Origin of the sequence: Glycomyces sp. NPDC048151 (assembly GCF_043202775.1) — a bacterium.
In the GTDB taxonomy this organism is placed as follows: Bacteria; Actinomycetota; Actinomycetes; order Mycobacteriales; family Micromonosporaceae; genus Glycomyces.
On the sequence record NZ_JBIDBB010000007.1, the window covers coordinates 258990 to 276476 of the forward strand.

12 protein-coding genes and 1 tRNA gene are annotated in these 17487 nt (G+C 69.5%); 10 read left to right on the forward strand and 3 right to left on the reverse strand.

Annotated elements, in window-relative coordinates; translation table 11 throughout:
- Nucleotides 1-62 precede the first annotated feature (62 nt).
- A complete protein-coding gene (locus ACGGCP_RS18665; RefSeq protein WP_392967725.1) occupies nucleotides 63-1895 on the forward strand; it encodes a protein kinase in 1833 nt (610 codons plus the stop codon).
- Nucleotides 1896-1972: 77 nt separating this feature from the next.
- Here the strand turns inward: ACGGCP_RS18665 and ACGGCP_RS18670 are convergent, their stop codons facing one another.
- Together ACGGCP_RS18670 and ACGGCP_RS18675 are read right to left on the reverse strand one after the other, a co-directional pair.
- Entirely contained in the window at nucleotides 1973-2968 is a 996-nt protein-coding gene (locus tag ACGGCP_RS18670) for a ribonucleotide-diphosphate reductase subunit beta (RefSeq protein ID WP_392967727.1), read from the reverse strand.
- A 79-nt stretch (nucleotides 2969-3047) separates the two neighbouring features.
- Entirely contained in the window at nucleotides 3048-5417 is a 2370-nt protein-coding gene (locus ACGGCP_RS18675; protein ID WP_392967729.1) for a ribonucleoside-diphosphate reductase subunit alpha, read from the reverse strand.
- A gap of 350 nt (nucleotides 5418-5767) precedes the next feature.
- On the opposite strand from ACGGCP_RS18675, the gene ACGGCP_RS18680 reads away from it, so the two are divergent.
- Nucleotides 5768-5840 (forward strand) — tRNA-Arg (locus ACGGCP_RS18680).
- Nucleotides 5841-5889: 49 nt separating this feature from the next.
- Here the strand turns inward: ACGGCP_RS18680 and ACGGCP_RS18685 are convergent.
- The gene (locus ACGGCP_RS18685; protein WP_392967731.1) at nucleotides 5890-6207 is read right to left on the reverse strand and encodes a DUF3817 domain-containing protein; all 318 of its coding nucleotides are present in this window, start codon (nucleotides 6205-6207) and stop codon (nucleotides 5890-5892) included.
- 177 nt (nucleotides 6208-6384) lie between these two features.
- Here ACGGCP_RS18685 and ACGGCP_RS18690 point away from each other — a divergent pair, with 177 nt between their 5' ends.
- The 8 genes from ACGGCP_RS18690 (at nucleotide 6385) to ACGGCP_RS18725 (ending at nucleotide 17357) form a co-directional block, all read left to right on the forward strand.
- A complete protein-coding gene (locus tag ACGGCP_RS18690; protein WP_392967733.1) occupies nucleotides 6385-7041 on the forward strand; it encodes an LppX_LprAFG lipoprotein in 657 nt (218 codons plus the stop codon).
- The gene (locus tag ACGGCP_RS18695) at nucleotides 7028-8518 is read left to right on the forward strand and encodes an MFS transporter (protein ID WP_392967735.1); all 1491 of its coding nucleotides are present in this window, start codon (nucleotides 7028-7030) and stop codon (nucleotides 8516-8518) included. The genes ACGGCP_RS18690 and ACGGCP_RS18695 overlap by 14 nt, the downstream gene beginning before the upstream one ends.
- A gap of 10 nt (nucleotides 8519-8528) precedes the next feature.
- On the forward strand, nucleotides 8529-8819 hold the full coding sequence (locus ACGGCP_RS18700) for a GNAT family N-acetyltransferase (RefSeq protein WP_392967737.1): 291 nt from the start codon (nucleotides 8529-8531) through the stop codon (nucleotides 8817-8819).
- 142 nt (nucleotides 8820-8961) lie between these two features.
- Nucleotides 8962-9468, forward strand: a complete 507-nt coding sequence (locus ACGGCP_RS18705) for a hypothetical protein (RefSeq protein ID WP_392967739.1) — start codon at nucleotides 8962-8964, stop codon at nucleotides 9466-9468.
- A gap of 83 nt (nucleotides 9469-9551) precedes the next feature.
- The gene (locus ACGGCP_RS18710) at nucleotides 9552-11573 is read left to right on the forward strand and encodes a HelD family protein (protein ID WP_392967741.1); all 2022 of its coding nucleotides are present in this window, start codon (nucleotides 9552-9554) and stop codon (nucleotides 11571-11573) included.
- Nucleotides 11574-11698: 125 nt separating this feature from the next.
- The gene (locus tag ACGGCP_RS18715; RefSeq protein ID WP_392967743.1) at nucleotides 11699-13387 is read left to right on the forward strand and encodes an ABC transporter family substrate-binding protein; all 1689 of its coding nucleotides are present in this window, start codon (nucleotides 11699-11701) and stop codon (nucleotides 13385-13387) included.
- Nucleotides 13388-13628: 241 nt separating this feature from the next.
- A complete protein-coding gene (locus ACGGCP_RS18720; RefSeq protein ID WP_392967745.1) occupies nucleotides 13629-15329 on the forward strand; it encodes an ABC transporter substrate-binding protein in 1701 nt (566 codons plus the stop codon).
- Between the two features lie 330 nt (nucleotides 15330-15659).
- On the forward strand, nucleotides 15660-17357 hold the full coding sequence (locus tag ACGGCP_RS18725; protein WP_392967747.1) for an ABC transporter substrate-binding protein: 1698 nt from the start codon (nucleotides 15660-15662) through the stop codon (nucleotides 17355-17357).
- Nucleotides 17358-17487: the final 130 nt, after the last annotated feature.

Consider the following 17487-nt stretch of genomic DNA (forward strand, 5'->3'; position numbering starts at 1 on the left):
CAGAACCGACGCCAGGCCATTGCACCGCCGCAGGCGCCGCCGAGAACGGAGGCTGTATCAAAGTGGACACCATCTCGTCCTACGGTGCTCCAACCGGTCCCCACCTCTCCCCGTCCGCCACCGATCCCGGCGCCGACCCCGAAGCCCTCTTCCAGGGCATCGAGCGCCTCACCGGCTTCCGCGAGATCGACCGCGGCGCGTTCTCCATCGTCTACAGCGCCACCCGCTACGACGACGGCTCCGAAGTCGCCGTCAAGGTCGAGGCCAGGCCGCTCACCGACGACGCCGCGCGCGAGCGCTTCCGCCGCGAGGTCCAGACCGCCGGGCGCCTCTCCGACCACCCGTGCGTGGTCAAGATGCTCTCCGCGGGCCTCACCCACCAGGCGAACCCGTACGTCGTCATGGAGCGCTGCCGCGGCACCGTCGCCGACCTGCTCGACAAGCACGGCCGGATCCCCCCGCACCGGACCATCGAGATCGGCATCCGCATCGCGGACGCCCTCGCCGCCGCCCACGAGGCCGGCATCGTCCACCGCGACGTGAAGCCCGCGAACCTCCTCGTCGACCACCACGGCCACGCCGTCCTCGGCGACTTCGGGCTCTCGAGCCTCATCGCGGCCCCCCGCCCCGGCGAGCCCGTCTCGACCATGGCGACGCCCGCGTACGCGCCCCTGGAGGTCTTCCAGATGCGCGAGGTCGGCCCCAGCGCCGACGTCTACTCGCTCGCCGCGACGCTCTACACGATGCTGTCCGGCACGCCCCCGCGGTTCCCCGTGGACGGGGTGCTCGACATCAACGACGTCGCGGCCCTGTTCGATCAGCCGATCCCGGCGATCCCCGGTATATCGCCGCTGCTGCTGGAGATGCTCCGCACGGCCCTGATCAACAACCCCGGCGGCCGCCCGACCGCGGTCGAGTTCCGCGAGTTCCTCGCCTCGATCCCCGAGGCCTCCACCGGGATCTTCGCCAAAGTGACGGACGACCCGCCGCCGAGCTCCCCAGCGCCCCAAGGCGTCGGCGTCTTCGGCGCGTACTCGTCGCCGCCGCAGGAGGAGGCCCGCACGTCGCCTCCCGGGTACGCCCAGCTCGACCCGGCCTCCTTCCCCGACGCGCCCTCGACACTCCGGCTCGCCCCGAGCAAGCGCCGCGGCCGCGCCCCTGAAGCGCCGCAGCCGTTCACGTCCCCGGTCGTCCCCGACCCCGCGCCGTTCGCGGCCGGGCCGACGAGCCCGCCTGTGAGCCCCGCGCCGCCCCGGCAGGACCCGGCCGCCGAGACCACCGCCTGGAAGGCCTTCGCCTCCGGCGGCGCGCGCGACGACCACGACTCGCGCCTGCCGGTTCTCGTGCCGCGCAACGAGACCGGCCTGACCCGCCGCGAGCGCCGCCTCAAGGAGGGCGGCGGCGGCTCCGAGATGGGCCGCATCATCGGCATGGGCGCGGCGGGCCTGGTCGTCCTCGGACTGCTCATCGTCGGCGGCATCTGGCTGTTCAGCGGCGAGGAGGCCCCCGACCTCGCGGCGCAGTCCAACGCGGGCGACTACGTCGGCGAATGCACGCTCGAGACCGAAGGCGTCGGCTGCGTCCCCGAACCCGCCTGCTACGACGCGTCCTTCGCCGCGACCGAGTGCAACGCCCCCCACCAGTGGGAGGCCTACGCGACCGGCCAGCTCCCCGAGGGCGTCACCGACGCCGACGGGGCCCGCGCCGACGCGACGGTCGCTGCCGCGTGCGTCGACGCGCAGACCGAAGGCGGGCCGCTCTCGCAGCTCATCGGCGGCGACTCCCTCGACTGGGCCACCGACGTGTACGTCTCGGGCGACGGCACGTTCCAGTGCGTCGCCCAGCTGAGCGACGGCGCCGAGGCCACGGGCGCCACCTTCGCCCGGGCGGGCTAGACAGCGAAAAAAGGGCCCGGCACCTGGTGGTGCCGGGCCCTTTCCGCCGCTCATGGGAGATGTCGAGCGGCTTCGGATCAGAACTCCTCGTCGAGGTCGACCTTGCCTTCCACGGCCACTTGGTAGGCGGTCGGGCGACGTTCGAAGAAGTTCGTCAGCTCTTGCACGTCCTGGAGCGCCATGAACGGGAACGGGTTCTCCGAGCCCCACTTCTTGGGCATGCCGAGGCGCACGAGGCGCTGGTCGGCGGCGTACTCCAGGTACGACTTCATGTCCTTGACGGTCATGCCGGGCATGCCCTCGCCGATGAGGTCCTCGGCGAACTGCAGTTCGGCGTCGACGGCCTCCTGCAGCATGTCGGTGACCTCCTGGCGCATCTGCTCGTCGAACAGCTCGGGCTCCTCCTGGCGCACGATGTCGACCACGCTGAACGCGAAGTTCATGTGGCAGGACTCGTCGCGGAACACCCAGTTGGTGCCGGTGGCGAGCCCGTCGAGCAGGCCCCGGCTGCGCAGCCAGTACACGTACGCGAAGGCGCCGTAGAAGAACAGGCCCTCGATGCACGCGGCGAAGCAGATGAGGTTGAGCAGGAACTTGCGGCGGTGGTCCGCCGTCTTCAGCTCCTGCATGTCGAAGACCTCGTCGATCCACTTGTAGCAGAAGTCGGCCTTCCGCTTGATCGACGGGATGTTGTTGACCGCGTCGAACGCCTTCGCGCGCTCGTCCGGGTCGGGCAGGTAGGTGTCGAGCAGCGTCAGGTAGAACTGGACGTGCACGGCCTCCTCGAACAGCTGCCGCGACAGGTACAGGCGGCCCTCGGGGGAGTTGACGTGCTGGTACAGGTTGAGCACCAGGTTGTTCGCGACGATCGTGTCGCCGGTGGCGAAGAACGCCACGAGGCGGTGGATGAGGTGCTGCTCCTGGGGCGTGAACCCGGCGAGGTCGGTCAGGTCGGACGCGAGGTCGACCTCCTCGACGGTCCAGGTGTTCTTGATGGCGGCCCGGTACTGGTCGTAGAAGTCCGGGTACTTCATCGGTCGCAGGGTCAGGTTCATGCCCGGGTCGAGCAGCATCGGGTGTTCCTCTCAGGTCGTCGGTTGCGGTGGGGAGCAAGGGGAAGGCGGGGCCCCGCAGGACCCCGCCCCCGGGGTCTTACTGGCAGGCCTCGCAGCTCTCCGGGTTCTCCAGGGAGCACGCGATGTCGGCCGGGATGACCTCCAGCTCGGTCGGCTGCTGCTGCGCGGGCGCGGCGCTCACCGTCGTCTGGTTGATGCGCGTGGCCGGGCGGCTGCGCAGGTAGTACGTGGTCTTCAGGCCCGACTTCCAGGCGTAGCGGTACATCGACGAGAGCTTGCCGATGGTCGGCGCGGCCTGGAACAGGTTGAGCGACTGGGCCTGGTCGATGAACGGCGTGCGGGCCGCGGCCAGGTCGATGAGCGCCTTCTGCGGCAGCTCCCACGCGGTGCGGTACCGCTCCTGGAGCTCGGCCGGGATCGCGTCGATGCCCTGCACGGAGCCCTCGGCGACCACGATCGCCTGGCGGACCTGCTCGTTCCAGATCCCGAGCTCCTTGAGCTCGGCGATCAGGTGACGGTTGACCTGCAGGAACTCGCCCGACAGGGTCTCGCGCTTGAAGACGTTCGACACGACCGGCTCGATGCACTCGGCGCAGCCGGCGATCGAGGCGATCGTCGCGGTCGGCGCGATCGCGATCATCAGCGAGTTGCGCAGGCCGTGCTCGCCGATCAAGGCGCGCACCGCGTCCCAGCGCTCGCCCAGGGTGATCCGGGCGTCCGCGAAGTGGTCGACGTGCAGCACGCCGTCGTGGGCGCGGGTCTCGTCGTAGTTCGGGTGCGCCCCGAGCTCGGCGGCGAGCTTCGCGGAGGTCTCGTACGCGACGATCGCGATGCGCTCGGCGATCGCGGTCGACAGCGCGAGGGCCTCCTCGGAGTCGAACGCGAGCTTCAGCTTGAAGAACACGTCGGCGAGGCCCATGCAGCCCAGGCCGATCGGACGCCACTTGCGGTTGGCCTTCTCGGCCTCCGCGGTCGGGTAGAAGCCCAGGTCGATCGTGCGGTCGAGGAACTTCACCGCGGTGCGGACGGTCTCCTCCAGACGCGCGAAGTCGAAGCCCTCGGGCGTGGTGTGCTCGGCCAGGTTCACCGAGCCGAGGTTGCACACGGCCGTCTCGGAGTCGTTGGTCACCTCGAGGATCTCGGTGCACAGGTTCGAGAGGTGGATGACGTTCTCCTTGCGCGCCGTCTGGTTCGACGTGCGGTTCGCGGTGTCGGAGAAGGTCATCCAGCCGTTGCCGGTCTGCGCGAGCGTGCGCATCATGCGCCCGTACAGGTCGCGCGCCGGAACCGCCTTCTTCGCCTTGCCCGCGGCCTCGGCGGCCCGGTAGGCCTGGTCGAAGTCGTCGCCCCAGAGGTCGACCAGCTCCGGGGTCTCCTTCGGGTCGAACAGCGACCACTGCTCGTCGTTCTCGACGCGGCGCATGAACTCGTCGGGGATCCAGTTCGCGAGGTTCAGGTTGTGCGTGCGGCGCTCGACGTCGCCGGTGTTGTCGCGCAGCTCCAGGAACTCCTCGATGTCGGCGTGCCACGACGCGAGGTACACGCACGCGGCGCCCTTGCGGCGCCCGCCCTGGTTCACGGCGGCGACGGACGAGTCGAGGGTCCGCAGCCACGGCACGATGCCGTTCGAGTGGCCGTTGGTGCCGCGGATGAGCGAGCCGCGCGAGCGGACGCGCGACCATGCGATGCCGATGCCGCCCGCGTACTTCGAGAGGCGCGCGACCTGGCTGTAGCGCTCGTAGATCGAGTCGAGCTCGTCCTTCGGGGAGTCGAGCAGGAAGCACGACGAGAGCTGCGCGCGGCGGGTGCCGGAGTTGAAGAGCGTCGGCGAGGACGGCAGGTACGAGAGCGTCGACAGCAGGCGGTAGAGTTCGGCGGCCTCCTCGACCGACTGGCTCAGTCCGCACGCGACGCGGAGCATGAAGTACTGGGGGCGCTCGAGCACGGTGCGGTGCTCGGGGTGGCGCAGCAGGTAGCGGTCGTAGACCGTGCGCAGGCCGAAGTACTCGAAGCGGTCGTCCGCGGTCTCGTCGATGACGGCGTCGAGCGCGGCGGCGTTGGCGTCCACGAACGCCACCAGGTCGTCGGCGAGCAGGCCGTTCGCGTTGCAGGCGGCGATGGACGACGTGAAGCTCGTGACGCCCTCGCGCGCGGTCTCGTCGGCGATGTGCTCGGCGAGGAGCCGCGCCGCGAGCTTGGAGTAGGTGGGCTCGGAGGCGACGGTGGCCGAGGTGATCTCGATGGCCCGCTCGCGCAGGGCCTGCTCGGTCGCGCCGGGCCACAGGCCCGCCTCGATCTGGGCGATGACCTTCTCGGCGTCCACATCGGGCAGTCCGGCCGCGTGCGTGCGGAGGCGCTCGGCGATGAGGGCGGCGGGACCCTGCTCGGGTTCCCGCTGCTGCGGCGCGGTGGTGGTGGCGGATGGCGTGGTGGCGAGCCCGGTCATCTCTGCATCCCCTCGGTGACGTTGCGATCTGCTGCGGATCGCGCTGGCGGCGCGGCGGCGCCGCCCTCCCCGCGCAGTGGGAACGGGAGCTGACAGCACCGACCTGACAGAGCAGAATCATACATGTAGTGGTCGGCACTTGGGGTCGCCCCAAGATGTTGCGGTTTTCCGGTGTTTCGGACACCGAACCCCCAGCGTGTCAGCTAGGCTCGGGGGTTCCCGCCGGGTCAGCCTAGACCCGCCCGCCGACATTCCTCCCGCGAAACCGCCGCACTCACCCGGGTGTGATCCTCACCGGCGAAACCGGCTGCGACGCTCCGCCCGGACACTGGTAGCATCATCACCGCTGCGCCTCCGTAGCTCAGTGGATAGAGCACTGGTTTCCGGGACCAGGTGTCGCAGGTTCGAATCCTGCCGGGGGCACAACGCGAATCCGCCCGAGTCTGTCGACTCGGGCGGATTTTTCGTTGCCTCAGGCGGGTTGGGCGGCGCGTTCGGCCTCCAGGAACTCGTCCTTCTTCGCGTGGTGGAAGAAGAACGGCGCCAACGGGACCACCGAGCAGATCAGGGCCACGAGGGTGGTGCCGAAGCCCCAGTCGAGGCGGCGGCGGATCAAGAGGGTCGCGAGGACCAGGAGCACGAACAGCGCGCCGTGCAGGGCCCCGAGCGGCATCACCAGGTCGATGTCCGAGACACGGCTCAGGAGCGAGCCGAACACGAGGAGCAGCACGAACGACCACCCCTCGGCGAGCGTCAGCATCCGGTACCGGAAGACGGGGTTCGCGAGCACGGCAGGGTGTCCTTTCGACGGCGTTCCACGGGGTGACATGGGGTTTCCTGCGGTCGACAGTAACGACGAAGCTTGCGAGTCGTCAACGCGCACCGCCACCGGGAATCGGTGCGCCCGCTGTGATGTTCACCGGGCCGAGGACCGCGATGGCGCGCCGCTTCGACATAGGATCGGGCCATGCGCTCGATACCCCTCGCGGTCACCGCCGGTCTCGCCCTCTTCGCGGCCGCCGCCTGCTCCGGCGGCGGCGACCTGCCCGCGGCCGACCAGATGCTCCCCGACGCCGCGACCGCCATGCGCGAGGTCGAGAACGTCCGCTTCGACCTCGCCGTCGACGGCGACGTCCCCGGGCTCGACGTCAAAGCCGCGGACGGTGTCATCACCGCCGACGGCTCCGCCGAAGGCACCGGGACCCTCACCGCGTTCGGCATGGACATCGAAGCCGAGTACGTCATCATCGGCGAGGACGCCTGGGTCAAGGGCCCCACCGGCGGCTTCCAGCAGATCCCCGTCGGCGACGACATGCTGCCCTACGACCCCACGCTGCTGCTCGATCCCGACGCCGGCGTCGCGACCCTCCTCGAAGCGGTCGACTCCGCCGAGCCGCAGGACACCGAAGAGGTCGACGGCACCGACACCTACCGCTACAGCGTCGAGTTCGACCCCGCCGCGTTCGCTGCGCTCATCCCCGCCGAAGGCGACTGGAACGCCGCCACAGTCTGGTTCGACCAGGAGACCTCCCGCGTCGTCAAAGCCGAGTTCTCCCAAGGGGACGCGACCGTGACCCTCCTGCTCACCGACTACGACCGAGACGTGACCGTTGACGCCCCCTGAGGCGGGCCGCCGCAGGCTCGCCATCGGCGCGGCAGGAGCCGCCGTCCTCCTCGGCTCGATCGACGCCTACGTCCTCGTGTCCGTCCTCGTCGACATGATCGGCGAGCTCCGGATCCCAGTCAACCACCTCGAACGCGCCACCCCGCTCGTCACCGGGTACCTCCTCGGCTACACCGCCGGGATGCCGCTCCTCGGGCGCCTCTCGGACCGCTTGGGCCGCAAGCCGATCATCTACGCGTGCCTCGCCGCGTTCGCCGCCGGCTCCGTCGTCAGCGCCACCGCCACCGCCCTCTGGCCCCTCGTCGCCGGACGCGCCCTCCAAGGCCTCGCGGGCGGCGCGCTCCTGCCCGTCACCATGGCCCTCGCCGCCGACCTCTTCGCCGCCCGCCGCAGGCCCGCCGTCCTCGGATGGGTCGGCGCCGCACAGGAACTCGGCGCGGTCCTCGGCCCCCTCTTCGGCGCGGGCGTGGCCGCCCTCGTCGGCTGGCGCGGCATCTTCTGGATCAACCTCCCGCTCGCCCTCCTTGCGGCGCTGGCGATCCACTACGCCCTGCCGAAGACCGAGGCGAGACGCGACACTGCGCGGATCGACTGGACCGGCGGCCTCCTCATCGCCGTCGCCTTGGGGCTCTTCACAGTCGGGCTCTATAACCCCGACCCGGAAGCGGCCGTCCTCCCGTCCTGGGGCCTCCCGACGGTGCTCGCCGGCGTCGCCGTCCTCGTCGTCTTCGGCTTCCAGCAACGCTTCTCGACCACGCGGCTCCTCGATTCGGCCGGAGTCGCCTGGCGTCCTTTCGCGGCCGGACTCGCCGCGAGCCTCGCCGCCGGGGCCGTCCTCATGGTCACCCTCGTCGACGTGCAACTCCTCGCCCAGACCCTCCGCGGCCTCGACTCCACCGGCGGCGCGCTGCTGCTCCTGTGGTTCCTCGTCGGCCTGCCCGTCGGCGCCCTCATCGGCGGCTTCGCCGCCTCCCGCCTCGGCGAGCGCCTCCCCGCCGTCATCGGCTTCGCCCTCGCCGCCGCCGCGTTCTCTTGGATCGGCGCCACGGTCCCCGACATCGAACCCGGCCTCGCCCTCGCCGGAGCCGCACTCGGCGCGACCATCGCCCCGCTCTCCTCCGCGGCGCTGCGCACCACCCCCGAAGACAGCCACGGCACCGCCTCCGCCGCGGTCGTCGTCGCCCGCATGATGGGCATGCTCATCGGCGTCGCCGCCCTCACCTCCTGGAGCCTCCACCGCTTCCAGAACGCCACCGCCGACCTCGACACCCCCCTCCCCTTCGGCATCCCCGAGGCCGAATACCTCGCCCTCCAAGCCGACTACCTCAAGGCCTTCAACGCCGCCCTCGCCACCCAGTACGCCGAAGTCTTCACTGCAGCGGCCTGCATCTGCGCCGCCGCCGCCCTCGTCTCGCTCCTTATTCCCGGACGTGTGCGAGCCCGCAGATCCTCGCTGGATGGGGCCTCGCCTGGATAGGCTTGGCCGCATGGCGGATCTTTCTGTGGTCGAGAATGTCGACGAGCACCGGTACGAGCTGCGCGACGACGACGGGGCTGTGCTCGGCTACCTCGAGTACCTCCCGCGCGAGGACTTCTACGTGCTGCCGCACACCGAAGTGGACCGCTCGCTGCGCGGCCAGGGCTGGGGGGACCGGCTCGTGCGCCACGCCCTCGACGACCTGCGCGTGAAGGGCACGAAGGCCTACCCGACCTGCCCGTTCGTGGACCGCTGGATGCAGCGCCACGAGGAGTACGAGGACCTGCGCTACCAGCCTTAGACGGCTCTGCTGCGGACTGTTCACCTGCGCTTCAACTTCGGGTTCATCCACAGTTCACTTAGGGATGAAGCATCTTCAATATGCGTCTCCCGGTTGCCGTGCCCCGGCCCTCGTCCCGCCTCCGCGCGAACGGGGGCCGCTGATGCTTTCCGCGCTCATCCTCCTGCGCCACGTCGCCCTCCCCGGCGCTGAACCGGCCCCGCTCACCGACGCCGAGTCCCGCCGCGCCTGGTCGCTCGCCGACTTCCTCCAGCTCTACAACCCCACGAACCTCCTCAGCGGCCCCGCCCGCGCCTGCGCCGACACCCTCGCGCCCCTCGCCAGCCGCCTCGACCTCCGCGTCGCCGTCTCCGACGACCTGAGCGCCGCCGCGCCCGCGCTCCCCGACGCCGCCCACACCGCGGTCTGGCTGGCCGCCAAGGCGATCCGCACCCTCCCCGACCCGCGCCGCACCACCGTCGTCTGCGCCGAGGGGATCGTCCTCGCCGCGCTCCTGGTCGCCGTCGCCGCCCGCGACGGCCACGACCTCGCCGGACACGACCTCACCCTTCCGCTGAACGGCCCCGACACCGCACCTCCCGGCACCGGATGGGTCCTCCACCGCGACGACGGCCGACTCGTGGACGTCAAGCCCCTCGCCGCCCGGTAAATCGGTTTGCTCCCGCAGGTCAGCTGTAGGTAGGCTCGACGGTTCGTCTCACTCGATCCTGCAAATCCACCGGGAGCAGAGCTGTGTCCGAATCCGAACTCCAAGCCGAGCTGCAGCACCACGAGCACGCCCGCGCCCAGATGGCCGCCATGCGCGACCTCACCGAAGGCATCCACAAGCTCTACGCAGGGGACTTCGACGAGTCCACCCGAAACCTCGGCCTCGGCGACGTCAGGTCCGACCACCTCTTCGGCTGGGCCATGGCCAACTACACCGTCCCCCGCCTCGCCGACCTCTCCGACCGCGACATCGCCCTCTTCTTCGGCCGCATCTGGATGGACGACGGCGAGGACTTCCACATCGGCCGCCGCCACATCCGCGACGAGAACAACGACCCGCTCGTCCTCGACTGGCGCGCGCCCCTCTCCGAGCAGTACTACCGCGCCTCCGCCCACGACCGCCGCGACGTCGCCCGCCGCCGCCGCTTCGGCTTCCAAGGCGCCCGCATCACCGGCTTCGAAGACGAGAACCTCATACTCGGCGAGGAGGTCGCCTCCGACATCCTCACCGAGGAGATCGAACGCCCCCGCACCGGACCGATGCGCGACATCGTCGCCACCATCCAGCCCGAGCAGGACGAGCTCATCCGCCGCGAAGCCGCCGCCAACCTCTGCGTCCAAGGCGCCCCCGGCACCGGCAAGACCGCAGTCGGCCTCCACCGCGCCGCCTGGCTCCTCTACAACTACACCGAGAAGCTCGACAAGGCCGGCGTCCTCGTCGTCGGCCCCAACGAGGGCTTCCTCAACTACATCTCCGGCGTCCTCCCCACCCTCGGCGAGTCCTCCGTCTGGCAGGTCACCGTCCAACAGCTCACCGGCGCCCACACCGCCCTCGCCGCCGACACACACGAAGCCGCCCTCGTCAAGCACGACGCCCGCATGGCCCTCGTCTGCGAACGCGCCGTCTGGGGCCACGTCGGCACCGCCTTCGACGGCGGCGTCACCGCCGACGAAGGCCTCCTCATCACCGACGGCGGCTGGCGCTGGCGCCTCGGCCTCAACTACCTGAACGACGCGATCACCAACGCCCGCAAGCACACCAGCACCTACACCGGCGGACGCAAAGCCGTAGAGGACGCGATCGTGCAGGGTGCCCGCCGCCAGGCCGAGATCCGCTCCGGCCACTCCCCGGACAACAAATGGGCCACCAAGCTCAAGCGCTCCGAGTCCGTGAAGGCCTTCCTCGACGCCGTCTGGCCCAAGCTCAACACCAAGACCGTCATGAAGAAGCTGACCACCGACGCCGCCTTCCGCGCCGACGCCACACGCGGCATCCTCAGCGAGGACGAAGCCGCCCTCCTCGCCGGGAAACCCGCCCGGCCCACCCCCGGCGACCTGCTGATCGCCGACGAGATCGAATCCCACATGAAACTCCGCGAACCCTCGGAGTCCTTCGGCCACATCGTCATCGACGAAGCCCAGGACCTCTCCCCGATGCAGTGCCGGGTCATCGCCCGCCGCTCCGGCAAGGGCTCCGTCACCGTCCTCGGCGACCTCGCCCAGGGCACCACCCCCTGGGCCGCCGCCTCCTGGACCGACCAGATGCGCCACCTCGGCAAGGACCAGGTCGAGCACACCGAGCTGACCACCGGCTTCCGCGTCCCGGCCGTCATCATCGCCCTCGCCAACCGGGTCCTCCCGCACCTCGGCGTCGACGTCGCGCCCGCCCGCTCCATCCGCTCCGACGGCTCCTACGACGTGATCGCGAACGGCGACCTCGCCGCCGGCGCGCGGGAAGCCGTCACGAAGGCGCTCGCCGAGGAAGGCCTCGTCGGCGTCATCGCCGCCGACGAACGGGCCGAGGCGCTCCGGGCCCTGTTCGACGGGACCGAACGCGTCGAAGTCGTGGCCGCCAGCCTCGCCAAAGGACTCGAGTACGACCACGTCGTCGTGGTCGAACCCGCCGAGATCGTCGCCGCCCCCGCCACGGGCGGCGCGACCATCGACGGCGTCGGCCTGCGGCACCTCTACGTCGCGCTCACCCGCGCCGTCTCGCGCCTCACCGTCGTCCACGCCGACCCGCTCCCGCGCGAAATGGAGGCGTGAGGGTCGCACCGCGCCCCGCCGTTTGTCCGGAACTTCCCGAAACCGGCCCTTCCAGGTGTCACGATGATCCAATTGCGGGCTGTATGCGGCCCACAGTGGAATCACACACGGGGGAGTGGTCATATATGCGACCTGCACAAGCGAGGGCGGGCGCCCTCGCCGGAGCGGCGGCGCTGGCCGCCGCGGCGCTCGGCGCCTGCGGCGGCGGGAGCGATTCGGGCGGCGGCGACACCGACGTCACCTGGGCGGTCAGCTCGGGCTGGGAGTCGTGGAACGAGAACACGGCCGACGGCAACACCTCATACCTGCACCAGGCCCTGTCGCCGGCCCTGACCTCGCTCGGCGACTTCAACCAGGACGCCGAGTGGGTCTTCAACGACGCGCTCCTCGCCAAGGCCCCGGAGCTCACCAGCGAGTCGCCGATGACCGTGGCCTACACGCTCAACCCGGACGCCCAGTGGTCCGACGGCGACCCGTTCGACGTCGACGACTTCACCTACGTCTGGCACCAGATGTCCGGCAAGGCCGAGCACTGCGACCAGACCCAGTGCCTGCCCGCCTCCACTGACTGGGGCGCGAACGTCGCCTCGATCACGCAGGAGGGCGACGTCGTCACGATGACCTATGTGGACGGTTATCTCGACCCCGAGTGGCAGTACTTCCAGACGCCGATGTACCCGGCCCACATCGCCGAGGCCAGCGGCTTCCCGGACTGGGCCACCGACCCGGCCCAGATGGGCGGCAGCGCCACCTGGTTCACGCAGAACCCGCCCACCTGGGGCACCGGCCCGTACACGCCGACCGAGGGCGTCGCGGGCGACCACGTCACGTTCGAGGCCAACGAGAACTACCAGGGCTCGACGAAGCCCGCCCTGGAGAAGCTGACGATGAAGGTCGTCGAGGGCACCGAGTCGATCATCACCGAGCTGCGGCAGGGCTCGATCGACGGCTCGTGGCCGAGCGAGTTCAGCCAGGAGGAGCTCGACAAGGTCGCCGACGACTCGGCCGTGACCACCGAGGTCTACGAGGGCTCGATCTGGCTCCACATCGACACGAACGCGAACAACCAGTTCCTGTCGGACGCGGTGCTGCGCAACGCGGTGTTCGCCGCGATCGACAACGCGGACATCATCGCCAAGGCCTACCCGGACACCGAGGTCATGGCCCGCACCAACCACTTCTTCAACGAGCAGTCCCAGTACTGGGAGAACGCGCTCGAAGCGGTCGACCCCGAGCCGGGCGCGGGCGACGCCGCCGCCGCCAACCAGCTGCTGGAGGCCGCGGGCTACACCACGGGCGACACGCTCATGACGCCCGACGGCCAGGCCGTGACGCTGAACTTCCGCTACGGCGAGGGCGACGCGACCCGCACGCTCGCAGGCGAACTCGTGCAGTCCTACCTGGCCGAGATCGGCATCGACGTGTCGCTCGAGGCCATCCCGGACGGCGAGCTCGGCACGGTCCTCTCCGAGGGCGACTTCGACCTGGTCATCTTCGGCTGGTCGGGCACGCCCGCGTTCACGACCGCGCCGCAGCAGTACTTCGGCTCCGACTCGTCCTCGAACTTCGGCAAGTACCGGCTCGACGGCCTGGACGAGGCGATCGCGAAGGTGCGCTCCACGACCGACATCGGCGAGGCCGCGCAGTTCGCGAACGACGTCTCGGCGATGGTCGTGCCGCAGGCGTTCACGCTGCCGATCTTCGACGAGCCGCAGTCGGTCGTCTACCTGAACGGCAACCTCGACGGGATCGTCCCCAACGGCAACAGCCAGGCGGGCCCGATGTGGAACATCCAGGAGTGGAAGCCCGCTTAGGCCAGGGGTTTCCGGCAGGGGCGGCCCGTTTCGGGCCGCCCCGTCTGCGTATCGGTCCGGTAACAATGCCCGCGCAACTTCGTACCGATGCGTTCCCTTCGCCACTGATGCGTGGCACTGTGGCACCCAACACTTGCCGAGCGGCCGCCTGGCCCCTCCGCCACACCCCTGACGGCGACGAAGCCCCAGCGGCGCATCGGGCGCACCCCTCGGCCGGACACCCTATGGAGGAGACACAGCAATGGCTTTGACTCGTAGAGCATTCGGCGGCCTGACCATCGGCGGGTCTTCCGCCCTCATGCTCGCCGCGTGCGGCGGCAACGACGATGAAGGCGGCAGCGAACGCGGCGGGGAACTGGTCTGGGCGGTCTCGTCCGGCTGGTCGGCCTGGAACCAGAACACCGGCACCGGCAACGCCTCGGCGACGAACATCGCCACCACCCCCATGAACCCGGTCGGCCAGGTCGGCTACGACTGGGACCCCGAAGGCAACGTCTTCTACGACGACGCGATCTTCGAAGGCGCGCCCGAGCTCCTCAACGAGGCGCCGATGCAGGTGCAGGTCACGCTCAAGGAAGGCGCGAAGTGGTCTGACGGCAAGCCGGTCCGCCTGGAGGACTTCATCTTCCAGTGGTACTCGACCTCCGGCGACCCGGCCCACGCCAACCAGGAGAAGGCCCTGCCCGCGGGCACCACCGGCGCGAACATCGCGAGCATCGAGGAGCCCGAGCCGGGCAAGATCGTGTTCACGTTCAAGGAGGGCACCACCGACCCCGAGTGGACCTTCACCGGCGGCGTCTACCTCCCGAGCCACTTCGCGGAGGAGAACGGCTTCGAGGCCTGGGCGACCGACCCCGAGATCATGGGCGACGCCATCAACTTCTTCAACGACGACCTGTGGACCGTCGTGCTCGGCGCCTACAAGCCCGTCGACTGGAAGGTCGGCGAGTACGTCGTCTACGAGCCCAACGAGAACTACACGGGTTCGACGCCGGCGTCGTACGACAAGCTCACCATGAAGGCCATCGAAGGCGTCGAGGCCCAGGTGACCGAGCTGCGCCAGGGCACCATCGCGGGCTGCTGGCCCAACGACTTCAGCCTCGAGATCATGCAGCCGCTCGACGAGCAGCCGGAGCTCAAGTACGAGGTCTACGCGGGCGCGACCTGGTCGCACTTCGACATGAACGTCAACAACGCGTTCCTCAAGGACGTGGCGCTGCGCCAGGCGGTCTTCACCGCCATCGACATCGAGGAGATCAAGGCCCGCGCCTTCCCGGGCACCGAGGCCCCGTGGCTCGGCAACCACTTCTTCACCGAGGAGAGCCCGTACTACCAGGACTACACCGGTCCCGCGAACTACGGCAAGGGCGACGTCGAGGCGGCCAAGACCATCCTCACCGGCGCGGGCTACACCACGAACGGCGACGGCAAGCTCGTCAACAAGGACGGCGACGTCGTGGCGTTCAACTTCCGCTTCGCGTCCTCCAACGAGATCCGCAAGCTCACCGGCGAGATCATCCAGGCCCAGCTCGTCGAGCTGGGCATCGACCTGGAGCTCAAGGGCTTCGGCGACGACGAGCTCTCCACGACCCTCTCCGGCGGCGACTTCGACCTCGTCGTCTACTCGTGGGTCGCGAACCCGTCGTTCACCACCTCGCCCGACCAGTACTTCTCGCCGGAGTCGGACTCCAACCACGGCGGCTACGACGACCCGGTCATCAACGAGCTGTTGCCGGGCGTCCGCAACACGCTCGTGCTCGACGAGGCCGCCGAGATCGCGAACCAGATCAGCGCCCAGGCCGTCGCGCAGGCGTACACCCTGCCGCTCTACAACAGCCCCATGGCGATCTTCTGGAACACCGAGATGGTCGAAGGCCCTGAGGTGAACCCGAACAGCCAGGCGTCTGCACTGTGGAACGTCCGCGAGTGGAAGAAGCCGTAGTCCCACATTCCAGGACGGGACGGGCGTGCGAAGCGGTATTCGATTCGACACCATCCGTCCTGATAATTCAGTGAATTCCCCCGTGGGGCCGATGCCACATCGGCCCCACGGTCCATGTTGCGCACAGGCTCCACGGCGCAAAGTCACGAATACATCACGAATAAACTCCAGTTGGGGCCTCGGCCATGTCAATCCGCTCACGTCTGTGCCAGTGTTTGTCCCAACACCGCCGGGGGCCCCTGAAGCCTTCCCCGATCCCGCACCCCGGGACACGAGGCATCGGCGCCTTCGTGAAGGCCCCTCGGCATCGACCTCTGGAGGAGAACAACCATGGCTCTGACCCGTAGAGCTCTCGGCGGCCTGACCATCGGCGGCACGGCCGCCTTCACCCTCGCCGCCTGCGGTGGCAACGAAGGCAACGGCGGCTCGGGCGCCAAGGAACTCATCTGGGCGATCCCCTCGGCGTGGGAGTCCTGGAACGAGAACACCGGTGCGGGCAACAACTCGTACGGCCACCAGGCCATGTTCCCGAAGACCTTCGGCCTGGACGGCAACTCCTCCGGCGACTTCGACGAGAACGGCGACTTCCACCTCAACGACGCCGTCTTCGCCGACGCCAAGGTGATCAACGAGCAGCCGTTCCAGGTCGAGTACACCCTGCAGGAGAACGCGCAGTGGTCCGACGGCAAGCCGATCCGCGTGGAGGACTTCATCTTCCAGTGGTACAGCATCTCCGGTAACCCCGAGCACGCCAACCAGGAGCAGGCCCAGCCCGCCTCCACCACCTACGGCTCCAAGATCGCCTCCATCGAGGCCTCCGACGCCGGCGTCGTCGTCACCTTCGTCGAGGGCCACCTCGACCCCGAGTGGCTCTACAGCCCCACCGTGTACCTCCCCTCGCACGTCCTCGAGGCCAACGGCTTCGAAGGCTGGCAGACCGACCCGGCGATCATGGGCAACGCGATCGAGTGGTCCGAGGCCAACCTGATCGACGTCGTCACCGGCCCGTGGAAGCCCGTCGACTCCAAGCTCGGCGAGTACGTCGTCTACGAGATCAACGAGAACTACCAGGGCTCGGTCAAGCCGACCGTCGAGAAGCTCACCATGAAGGTCGTCGAGGGCACCGAGGCCATCGTGACCGAGCTCCGCCAGGGCACCATCGCCGGCGCGTGGCCGAGCGAGTTCATGCAGGAGGAGTTCGACAAGGTCGCCGAGGACCCGAACCTGGAGCAGGCCGTCTACGAAGGCGGTGTCTGGATCCACCTCGACACCAACGTCAAGTCGGAGTTCCTGAAGGACCAGGCCCTGCGCCAGGCCGTCTTCACCGCCGTCAACGTCGCGGACTCGATCTCCCGCATCTTCCCCGAGACCGAGGTCTCCCAGCGCCTCAACCACTTCTTCGGCCAGAAGAGCGAGTACTTCGTCGACCACCTGAGCGCGACCGGCCAGGGCTCGGGCGACGTGGCCAAGGCCGCCGAGATCCTCACCGCCGCCGGCTACACCGGTGCGGCCGAGGGCGAGACGCTGAAGACCCCGGACGGCAAGGAAGTCAAGCTCGTCATCCGCTACGGCGAAGGCGACGCGGCCCGCACGACGATCTCCGAGCTCGCCCAGGCGCAGCTGGCGCTCATCGGCATCGCGCTCGAGCTCAAGGCCATCCCGGACGGCGAGCTCGGCACGGTCCTGACCGAGTCCGACTTCGACCTGGTCGTCTTCGGCTGGTCCGGCAGCCCGACCTTCGGCTCGGCCCCCGGCCAGTACTTCCTGACCGACGTCGCCTACGGCAACTACTCCTTCCCCGAGGTCGACGAGGCCATCGCGAAGGTGCAGAGCACGATCGACGTGGCCGAGTCGGCCGCTTTCGCCAACGAGGTCGAGGCCATCGTGGTCCCGCTCGCGCTGACGCTGCCGTTCTACGACGAGCCCCAGGGCATCGTCTGGAACCCGACCATCATCGACGGCGTCGTGCCGAACGGCAACAGCCAGGCCGGCCCGATCTTCAACGTGGTCGAGTGGAAGAACGCGTAAGGGCTCTCTGAGCTGAGCGGCGGGGCCTTCCGGGGCCTCGCCGCTTCCCGCTTTCAGGGGCCGTGTTTCGGCCGGGTCGCCCGGAGGTGACCGGCCGTCGACGCCCCGCCCGAACCCCTCTCCGCCTCCG